This is a genomic window from Streptomyces sp. NPDC059142, assembly GCF_042755665.1.
Lineage (GTDB): Bacteria > Actinomycetota > Actinomycetes > Streptomycetales > Streptomycetaceae > Streptomyces.
The window spans coordinates 42057-51857 of the sequence record NZ_JBHZDA010000021.1 but is presented as its reverse complement, the minus strand read 5'-3'; the positions used below and the strand labels follow the sequence as shown (position 1 = coordinate 51857).

9 protein-coding genes are annotated in these 9801 nt (G+C 71.6%); 6 read left to right on the top strand and 3 right to left on the bottom strand.

Annotated features, from left to right (window positions below):
• The first annotated feature begins 161 nt into the window (after window positions 1-161).
• From ACFXPK_RS11080 to ACFXPK_RS11070, 3 genes are read left to right on the top strand one after another with little or no spacing between them, the layout of a single operon-like run.
• Entirely contained in the window at window positions 162-1010 is an 849-nt protein-coding gene (locus ACFXPK_RS11080) for a DUF6039 family protein (RefSeq protein ID WP_385074084.1), read from the top strand.
• A gap of 49 nt (window positions 1011-1059) precedes the next feature.
• A complete protein-coding gene (locus ACFXPK_RS11075; RefSeq protein ID WP_385005849.1) occupies window positions 1060-3345 on the top strand; it encodes a PfaD family polyunsaturated fatty acid/polyketide biosynthesis protein in 2286 nt (761 codons plus the stop codon).
• Window positions 3346-3379: 34 nt separating this feature from the next.
• Window positions 3380-4303, top strand: coding sequence for a DUF6039 family protein (locus ACFXPK_RS11070; protein ID WP_385005847.1), 924 nt, complete (start codon window positions 3380-3382; stop codon window positions 4301-4303).
• A gap of 128 nt (window positions 4304-4431) precedes the next feature.
• Here ACFXPK_RS11070 and ACFXPK_RS11065 read toward each other — a convergent pair whose 3' ends face one another.
• Entirely contained in the window at window positions 4432-4794 is a 363-nt protein-coding gene (locus ACFXPK_RS11065; RefSeq protein ID WP_042163773.1) for a VOC family protein, read from the bottom strand.
• Between the two features lie 161 nt (window positions 4795-4955).
• Here ACFXPK_RS11065 and ACFXPK_RS11060 point away from each other — a divergent pair, with 161 nt between their 5' ends.
• Window positions 4956-5666, top strand: coding sequence for a PIG-L deacetylase family protein (locus ACFXPK_RS11060; protein ID WP_385005844.1), 711 nt, complete (start codon window positions 4956-4958; stop codon window positions 5664-5666).
• Window positions 5667-5702: 36 nt separating this feature from the next.
• On the opposite strand, the gene ACFXPK_RS11055 is transcribed toward ACFXPK_RS11060, so the two are convergent.
• Window positions 5703-6452 (bottom strand): class I SAM-dependent methyltransferase, encoded by a 750-nt coding sequence (locus tag ACFXPK_RS11055; protein ID WP_385005840.1) that lies wholly within the window; start codon window positions 6450-6452, stop codon window positions 5703-5705.
• 76 nt (window positions 6453-6528) lie between these two features.
• Complete coding sequence (locus ACFXPK_RS11050; RefSeq protein ID WP_385074005.1) at window positions 6529-7785, bottom strand: alpha/beta fold hydrolase; 1257 nt, start codon at window positions 7783-7785, stop codon at window positions 6529-6531.
• Window positions 7786-7914: 129 nt separating this feature from the next.
• Between ACFXPK_RS11050 and ACFXPK_RS11045 the strand changes: the two genes are divergently transcribed.
• Both ACFXPK_RS11045 and ACFXPK_RS11040 read left to right on the top strand, forming a co-directional pair.
• The gene (locus ACFXPK_RS11045) at window positions 7915-8160 is read left to right on the top strand and encodes a phosphopantetheine-binding protein (protein WP_385074002.1); all 246 of its coding nucleotides are present in this window, start codon (window positions 7915-7917) and stop codon (window positions 8158-8160) included.
• Window positions 8161-8165: 5 nt separating this feature from the next.
• Window positions 8166-9743 (top strand): AMP-binding protein, encoded by a 1578-nt coding sequence (locus ACFXPK_RS11040; protein ID WP_385074000.1) that lies wholly within the window; start codon window positions 8166-8168, stop codon window positions 9741-9743.
• Window positions 9744-9801: the final 58 nt, after the last annotated feature.

The window sequence follows — 9801 nt, the reverse complement described above, 5'->3', positions numbered from 1 at the left end:
CAGTGGCGCTTGTGGTGGGGGCGCCGGTGTGCGCGCCCGTGCATTTAGGTCCTTGATTAACCGCCGGATCGCGCCAAAACTGTGCGTCGCCGCTACCGCCCTTCCTCCTAGTGTCGGCACGACAAAGCCGACGAGGAATTGAGGTCGTGGTGAACGACGTTATGAAGCCGGCCAGCCACCAGGTAGACCGCCCCGAAAGTGAACTGCTGCACTCTGGAAATGCGGGTTTCATCATCTCGCGTTACGCCCATTTCAAGCCGGGCCATGAGCAAGAGGGAATCAATTTCGTTTCCGAAGTGCTCAAGCATATGAACAAGGCCGACCTCAACGGCATGACGTTCTTCTTCTTCCAGAAGGCGCTCGGCGACCAGGCCAAGCACCACTGGTTCATCAACATGAAGAGCCCGGCCGACTACGCGGCCAGCCTGGAGATGGTCGACCACGACGAGACCACCAAAATCCTGCTCGAGGACGACGTGGTCGCCGACGACCGCGGCTTCGGCAGCTGGGGCAAAGCCGTGGTGCAGGGCAGCATCACCGAGCAGATCCTGGTGCCCCAGCACGGACTCGACTACGGCGAGGACGAGGCCCACGAGGCCTGGGTGCCCGAGGCCTGGCGGCAGACGCCGGTGCCCCCGGAGGAGCAGCTCAACTCCGCCAACGCCCCACTGATGGTGCACCGCGTCGCCTACGCCCGGTACCCCACCCGCAAGGAGGCGCGGTACTACGCCTTCGCCTGGCAGAGCTACGTCAACGAGCACCTGCGGGGCAAGGTCACCGCGTACCTGTATGAGGAGACCTTCGGCGCGATGGACCGGCTGCACCAGTTGATCCACCTCTCCTCGTACGAGGCGTGGGAGGAACTGCGCAACCTGCCGTACCGCGACCCGGAGTTCCGCAAGCTGCTGGAGCGCCAGATGATCGCCCCGGAGAAGGGCGGCGGCACCGGTGCAGACGCCTTCGTTCCCGGCGGCGTCACCGACACCCTCCTCGTTCCCCGACAGCTCTGACCCCGTGCGCGCGTTGCTCTTCGCCGGGCAGGGTAGCCAACGCCGGGGGATGGGAGCCGACCTCTTCGACGCCTTCCCCGACCACTGCGCTCTCGCCGACGACGTCCTCGGCTACTCGATCCGGGAGCTGTGCCTGGGCGACGACGACAGACTGCGGCTCACCCGCTATGCCCAGCCCGCGCTGTTCACCGTCCACGCGCTCACGTATCTGGCGCAGCGTGCCGAAAGGGGAGAGCCCGACCTGGTCGCCGGGCACAGCCTCGGCGAACTCAACGCGCTGATGGTGGCCGGAGTCCTGGACTTCGCTACGGGACTGCGCCTGGTCGCGGAGCGTGGCCGGCTCATGGGCGAGGCCGACGGCGGCTCCATGGCCGCGGTCGTCGGCGCCGGTCTCGCCGAGGTGGAACGCGTGCTTGCCGACTCGGGCCGGGACGACGTCGAGGTGGCCAACGACAACTCGGCGACGCAGGTGGTGATCTCCGGCGCCCCTGCCGGTGTGTCGGAGGTCTCCCGCCTGCTGAGAGGGGGAAATCCGGCGCTCCGGTGCGTGCCGCTGCCGGTCAGCGCCGCGTTCCACTCCTGGGACATGGCGTCGGCGGCGCAGCGGTTCGCGGACGTGCTGGCCGAGGCGCAGCTGGCGCCCCCGAAGCTGCCGGTGATCGCGAACGTGACGGCCGCGCCGTACCCGCCCGCAGAGCCCGTGGCGGCGCTGCTCGGCCGCCAGATCCGGTCCCGGGTCCGCTGGCGGGAGACGATGGACCGTCTGCTGGACGTCGGGGTCGACGAGGTGTGGGAGATCGGCCGCGGCCGGACGCTCACCGGTTTCTGGCGCGAGGCCGACGCAGCCCGTCGGCAACCCGCCGGAGGGTGGCGACCGAGTCCCCGTACCACTGCGGCACCTGTCGGCCATGCGACGGTCCAGCCGTCGCAGCCCGTCGTTTCCGCGACCCCGCCGGCCGACTCCGTGGCCGCGCATCCCGCGCCGGCGGGGCGGAGAGCCGGCACCGCCCTCGGGTCGGCCCGGTTCCGTGAGGTCTACCGCACCCGCCACGCCTATGTCGCGGGGTCGATGTACCAAGGCATCGCCTCCACCAACATGGTGATCCAAATGGCGCGGGCCGGCTTGTTCGGCTTCTTCGGCACCGGGGGACTGTCTCTCGCCCGGATACGGGAGGCGCTGGACGACATCGGACGACGGCTGCCGTCCGGCGCCGGGTACGGCATGAACCTGCTGCACGACATGACCGACAGCGTGCTGGAACGCGCCACGGTCGAGCTGTACTTGGAGCGCGGTGTGCGGTACGTCGAGGCTGCGGCGTTCACCCGGGTCACCGCGCCGCTGGTGCTGTTCCGGGCCAGGGGCGCACATCTCGACGGGGCCGGCCGGCCGGTGGCGGTCAACCAGGTGCTCGCCAAGGTGTCCCGGCCGGAGGTGGCGCGGCAGTTCCTGGCCCCGCCGCCGCCGGAGCTGCTCGCCCGGCTGCTCGCCGAGGGCGCGTTGACCGGCGAGGAGGCGGCGGTCGCCGCCCGGCTGCCGGTCGCGTCCGACCTCTGCGTGGAGTCCGATTCGGGCGGGCACACCGACGGCGGAGTCGCGCTCGCCCTGATTCCCACCCTGCTGCGGCTGCGGGAGAGCCTCTCCGCGTCGGCGGGCGGGGAACCGGTACGGGTCGGCGCGGCGGGAGGCATCGGCACCCCGGAGGCGGTGGCGGCCTGTTTCCTGCTCGGCGCGGACTTCGTCCTCACCGGCAGCGTCAACCAGTGCAGCCCGCAGGCCGGCACCTCCGACGCGGTGAAGGACCTGCTGGCCGGACTCGACGTGCAGGACGTCACGTACGCCCCCGCCGGTGACCTGTTCGAGATCGGCTCCCGGGTGCAGGTGGTACGGAGGGGCACGATGTTCGCCGCCCGCGCCAACCAGCTCTACGAGCTCTACCGCAGACACCACCGGCTGGAGGACATCGACAGCAGGACGCTCGCCACCCTCGAACGCACCTGCTTCCGCAGGCCGTTGGCTGAGGTGTGGGAGCAGACCGGCCGGTACTACCGGGACACCGGCCGACCGGAGATCGCCCGCGACGCCGAGCGGGACGCGAAACGGCGTATGGCGCTCGTCTTCAAGTGGTACTTCGCCGAATCGTCACGGGCTGCGCTGGACGGCGCGAAGGACAACGCGGCCAACTTCCAGATCCACTGCGGCCCCGCGATGGGCGCCTTCAACCGTCTGGTCGAGGGGACCGCGCTGGAGTCGTGGCGGCGGCGCGACGTAGACGCCGTGGCCGACCTGCTGATGACCGGTGCCGCGGAAGTCCTCGCCGCCGCCCGCGTCCGCTGATTCACCCACCACCCCCGAGTGAAGGGACCCACCGATGAACGCCTTCCCGCCCGCCGCGGCAACCGCCCAGCACCAGGTGCGCACGCCCCCGGACAAGACCCTCGACACCGCCTCGGCCGAAGTCGTGCTGTGGCGCTCCGCGCAGATCCGGGCCGGTCACGGCCCCCGCGCCCGCGCCGCCACCCGGGCCCTGGCGGAGGACTTCAACGAGCGGAACGAGGGCATCGCCACCGCACTCAGCTTCGAGGACGCCTTCGGCACCCGGGGCCGCCTGCACTGGCTGATCCACCTGCGCACCCTGGGGGACTACACCGCGCTGACCCAGCGCGGAGCCGACCGAGGGAGCGGTGTCTTCGGGCGCGACGCCGGCGAGGACGACGGCTGGGAGGAGCTGTTCGAGGCGGGCAGCGTGCGGGAGACCGTCCTGCTGCCGCACCGCTGGGGCATCTTCGGCACCGCCACCGAGGCGATGGCGCAGCAGGAGACGACGCGGCAGGACCTGAACCCGGTCGAGACGGTGGACGGCCGGGCCCGGTTCCAACTGTTGCCGGCCGCGCGGCAGAGCTCGCTGCCCCTCGAGAGCCTGCTGACCAGCGCGTCGTCCGGGCTGCTCATGCACCGCACCGCCCAGGTGCACTACGCGTACCGGGCGGAGGCCCGGGTGCTCGTCCGGACGCTCGCCGAGACGTACAACCTGAACGCCAAGGGCCGGACCACGGTCCTGCTGTTCGAGGAGGCGTTCGGGCAGATGGATCGCCTCCACATGTTCATCCACATGGCGGACATCGAGGCATACCAAGAGCTGATGGCGCTGGACGCGAGCCCGGACCCGAGCGCGCCCCGGGCGTCCTACATCCAGGAGTGGATCTCGCCGGAGCGTGGCGGCGGCACCTGGGACAAGATCGTCATCCAGGACAGCACCAGGGACGGTCTGCTGGTGCCCCGGACGTTCGGCTGAGCGTCAGACACACGCAAGCGTCCCCGCTCCGGGAATCCGGGGCAGGGGACGCGTACGTGGGTGCGCGGGACGGAACCTCATGGGCGGCGGGTCAGGAAACCGCCGGGACCGGTGGGTCCGGACGGCGGTCAGGCCATCGCGGTGATGCAGAAGGGGTAGCCGACCGGGTCGAGCAGGACTGTCCACTTGCCTTCGCCCGGCTGGTCCTCGGGCTTGGTGGCGCCCAGTTCCAGGAGTTCGGCCTCGGCCTTGTTCAGGTCCGTGACGCTGAAGTCGATGTGTACGCGATGGGCCGCGTCCGGCCAGGTCGGGGCTTTGAATCCGTCAATCTTGACGAATCCCATACGCATGCCGTTCTCGCCTGCCAGATATGCCGCCGACTCGCTGGTGAAGATCTTCTGCCAGTCGGTTGCCCGAGCGTAGAAGTCGGCCAGTGATTCCGGGTCGGGACAACTCAAGGTGATGGCTCCGGGCTGAGTGATCGCTGCCATTGATCCACCCTTTCAGGAATGTGGTTGGGGGCCGGGATGCCCGCACGCAGTCTTCCACGAAGGTGCCACGGCGGGAGCCGAACCAACGATCTTCCGGACTACGTCCCACGGCAGCACACTATTGAGCATTCGGCGCCTTTGCCCGGCCGTACCGTCGGATCATGACGGATAACCTGGAACGTATGCCCGAGGACTGGGAGAACGCGCTCGTACTGGCCGCGCACCCCGACGACGTCGAGTTCGGTTCCGCGGGAGCGGTCGCGGTGTGGACCCGCAAGGGACACGCCGTGTCCTACCTGCTGGCCACTCGCGGCGAAGCGGGGATCGACAGCATGCCCCCCGCGCGGGCGGCCGAGGTGCGCGAGGCCGAGCAGCGGCAGGCCGCCGCCCACGTGGGCGTCACTGAAGTGGAGTTCCTCGACCACCCCGATGGCGCGGTGCGCGCCGGCGAGGCGCTGCGGAGCGGCCTAGTGGCCGCGATCCGCAGGCTGCGCCCGCAGCTCGTAGTCGTCTTCAACCACCATGAGCGCACCGGCACCGGACGGTGGAACGCCCCCGACCACCGCGAGTTCGGGCGATGCGCGCTGGACGCCGTCATGGACGCCGGGAACCGGTGGATACTGCCGGACGCGGGTGAGCCGTGGTCGGTGAAGTACCTCGCCGTGGCGAACTCTCCCCAGCCCACCCACGCCGTGGACATCTCCACCGGCCTGGACGCCGCCGTCGCGTCACTCGGAGCTCACGAGACCTACCTCGCGAGCCTGGGATACACCCGGGAAGCTGTGCGGCCCGCCGTCAACGGCCAGGCGCAGGCGACCGGCGCGCGCTTCGGGGGGGTGCCTGCGGTGGCGTTCGAACTGATCCCCTGCTGACCGGGTTTCCCCGGCGCCACCGCGGGCCCGGTCCGGTCAGACCGGCTTCTCCGCGGCGGTCAGCCAGCACGACCACGCCTGCCGGCGCACCCGCTGCGGTTCCGGCAGGGCACGCAGCTGCTCCAGGATCGGCGCGACGACCTCCGCCGCCTGCCCGGGCTCCAGCCGCTGGAGGAACGGCACCTGCCGGTTGGTGATCAGCGCGATGAAGGTGTCGGGGTTCATCCCGCTCTCGTACTCCGGCTCCAGGCCTTGCCGGAGCAGCCGCAGCCCGGCCGCCTCGGCCGCCGCCCGCACCGCGTCGGGCTCGTCGGGGCGGGCCGGCTGCATCGCCTGAACCTGGCGCAAAATAAGCACCAGGTCGTCGGCGTCGGCTACGGGGTCACCGTGGCGTATCACCACCCGGCCGCCGGGCCGCAGCACCCGCGCCGCCTCGGTCAGCGCCGCCGTCATGTCGGCCATCAGGTGCAGCGCGTGCACGTACACGACGTTGTCCTGCGAGGCGTCGTCGAACGGAAGCGCCATCCCGTCGCCGATCAGCAGCTCGCCGTCGAAGCGTTTCGCGGCGACGTCGAGCATCGGCTGGGAGACGTCCACGCCGCGCACCGTGCGCCCCAGAGCGGCCAGGCCGGCCGCCACCACACCGGTTCCCACGCCGACTTCGAGCACCGGGCCGGGGGCGAGATGCGGTGAGATCGTGGCAGCGGTCATGTGTCCGCGCCCCTCACCTCCGCGAGCCGCGTCGTAGTGGGCGGCGAGCTTGTCGAACTTCACGGAACTGGTCATGGCGTCACTTCCTTGCGGAATGGGGTCATGCCCTCGTGGGCGTACGTATGGGACGAACTGGACGTCGGAGGCGGGTTCACGGGCACGGGGCCCAGCGGATCTCCGCCGGTCCCGTGGCGAGGGGCGCACCGCCCGACGGGTCGTCGAGAAAGGCTCCGCAGACCGCCGCCACCACCTCGGGGCGGTCGATCATGGTGTAGTGCGTGGCACCGACGAGCTCACCGTGCCGGCCTGCCAGCAGCGGCATCAGCGCCGCCGGCGGTTCGGGAGCGGCGACCCGGTCGAGGTCCGCGGCCAGGGACAGCAGCGGCGGCAGGCCCGATGCAGGGCCTGGCAGCGGACGTTGCCACAGCTCGGTCAGCTGACGGCTGTAGCGGACCAGCGCGTCCGGATCCCGGAACGGGCGGCGCAGTAGGGACTCCACGCCCGCCGGGGCACGGGCGAGCACCTCGACGGCCGCGCGCCCCTCGTCGGCGGGCAGCGGCTCGGGCACGGCACCGCCGGTGAGCATCCTGAGAGCCCTCTGCGCCCGCCCGGGTCGCGCGGCGACGGAGGCGCACACCGCGCCCAGATCGCGTTCGTAGGCGGAGCAGGCGTCGCCCGCCGCCCTCGGGTACGAGCCGTGCAGCAGCACCAGCGCCCGGACGGAGGAGGGGCGGCTGTGCGCGTACTCCAGCGCGATCTGGGCCCCCGAGCACCACCCGACGACGTCGCACGAGGCCGCCTCTTCGGCGTCCAGTACGGCGTCGATGTCGCTCAAATGGCCGTCGAGCAGCCAGGGTTGTCCCGACGGAGCGGTTTCCCCGGCGTCCCACATCACCAACCGCCGCCCCGGCAGCAGCCGTTCGGCCAGCGGATGCCAGACCTCGTCGGTATGCCCCAGGGCGGTGAGCAGCACCAGCATCGGCCCTCGCCCGCCGACCCGGTAGCGCAGGCGGCGGCCCGCGTGCCGTACCACGCGGCGCTCCAGGGACCGGCCCAGGTGCGCGGCCCGCGCGGCCCGCAGCGCGCCCTGCCGGTCCTGCCGCTGCCGCCATGCCCGCCACGCGCCGGCCGGGACGTGGCCGGCGGCGCGGCCGGGGTCGACGTCGTCGGTGTCCTCGTCCGGCCGGGTTCGGCGCCGCCGGTCCAGCAGCTCGTCCACAGCCGTGAACGCCGCCGGATCCGTCGCCGTGAGCGTCACACCGAACGCGTCGGCCACTGCCTCGGCGGCACCCGTCGGCGGGTCGCCCGCCCGCAGCGGGCGCGTGGCGAAGTAGCCGGGCTCCCGGCGCGTCACCTCCGTGTACGTCCGGTGCACGGCGCACAGGAACGACTCGATGGTCTCGGGCATGGTCCTCCCACTCTCGGCCGCGTTCCGAGCATGATCGGACCTTCTTTGCCATGCCGCTCAGTTGTGAGCAGCACGGGCAGCCCGGCACCGGTTCGCTGACAGGCCCACCGAGGGAGAGGGCATCTGGACATGATCGGGTACGAGACCCTGGAGCAGATACTGCGGGCTCAACTGCCCGCGCTGGCACAGGAGGCGGCGGTTCCCAAGGACCTGCCGCTGGCCACCGTCGGGCTGGACTCGGTCGCGGCGGTGGTGCTGATGGACACCCTGGAGGACATCCTGGGCGTGACCTTCCCCGACCACACCATCACGCCGACCACGTTCCGCACGCCGGGCACGCTGTGGGCGGTCCTCGGGCAGCTGGCGAACGGCTGACCGGGATGCCCGCCGACGGATTGCTGCTCGACCAGTGGTTCGACCGTGGGCGTTCGCTCGCCCCCGGCGGACCGGCACTGCGGGTCGGACAACAGACCCTGACCTACGAGGCGTTGGACCGTGAGGTGTCGGCGCTGGCCGGTCCGCTCGTAGCGGACGGGCGGCGCCGGGTGGGCGTCCTGGCCGCCAAGAGCGTGACGGCGTACGGCGGATTCCTGGCCGCCCTGCGCGCCGGCGCCTGTGCTGTCCCGCTCGCCCCCGACGCGCCGCCGGACCGGCTCACCGCCGTGGCCGCGGCAGCCGGGCTGGACGCGCTGGTGGTGGATGCCACCGGTGCCGCCGCGCTGCCCGCCCTGCTGCCGCTGCTCGGACCGGGCACCCTCGTCACCGCCGACCTGCCCGAACCGCCCTCCCCGGCCGGCCCCTCCGGGACCGGCCCTCAGGTGCGCAGGCCCGGGCCGCCCGGCATCGTCCGGGTGCCCGGACGATGCCCCGACGACCTCGCCTATCTGATGTTCACTTCGGGCAGCACGGGGGTGCCCAAGGGGGTGCCGATACGGCACCGCAACATCAGTGCCTTCGTGCGTACCGCCCTCGAACGCTACGACTTCGGCCCCGGCGACCGGTTCAGCCAGATCTACGAGCTGACCTTCGACCTGTCGATGAGCGAGCTGTTTCTCGCCTGGGGCTCCGGCGGCTGCCTCTGCGCCCTCAACCGGCTTCAGGCGCTGGCACCGGCCCGGCTGGCCGGTCAGCACATCACCGTCTGGCATGCCACCCCCAGCCTGGCGGCCTCGCTGCGCATCACCGGCCGCCTCGACCCCGGTTGCCTGCCGGACCTCCGTACGACGATCTTCTGCGGCGAGCCGCTCACCACCGGCACCGCGCGTGCGTGGCGCACGGCAGCTCCCCACTCCGTCATCGACAACCTGTACGGACCGACCGAGGCCAGCGTCGCCTGTACGGGACATGTCTGGGACGGCGCCGACGACACGCCGGACGACGCCGTCGTGCCGATCGGCGAGCCGTTTCCCGGCGTCCACACCCTCGTCGTCGACGAGGACGGCACACCGGCGAGCAGCGGCGAACTCTGCCTGCGCGGCGCACAGGTGTTCAGCGGCTATCTGGACCCTGCCGAGGACGCGCAGAGGTTCCTTGACCTCGACGGACACCGCTGGTACCGCACCGGCGACCTGGTGCGCCGCGGCCCGGCGGGTATGACCCATCTGGGCCGCTCCGACAGTCAGCTCAAGGTCCAGGGCTACCGGGTCGAGACGGGGGAGGTCGGCGAGGCCCTGCGCGCCGCCGCCCCGGGCGCGGAGGTGGCCGTCCTCACGGTCGCCGGAGACAGCGGCCCGCAGCTCGTCGCCTGTCTGATGGGCGGACCGGCCGTCAACCAGGCCGAGGTCCTGCGCCGGGCCGCCCTACGGCTGCCCGCGTACATGCTGCCGCGCCTGCTGTGGTGGGTGCCGGAGCCCGTCCTCAATGCCAACGGCAAGGTCGATCGTCCCCGTCTGCGCCGGGTCGCCGAACAGCGCCTGGCCTCGATGCAGTTCTCAGCGCGCCGGCCCGCTCAGATCTGAGCGGGCATCGGCGCCGTCGCCAGTGATGCTGGGCCGGTCCGGGCCCTGCCGGATCGTC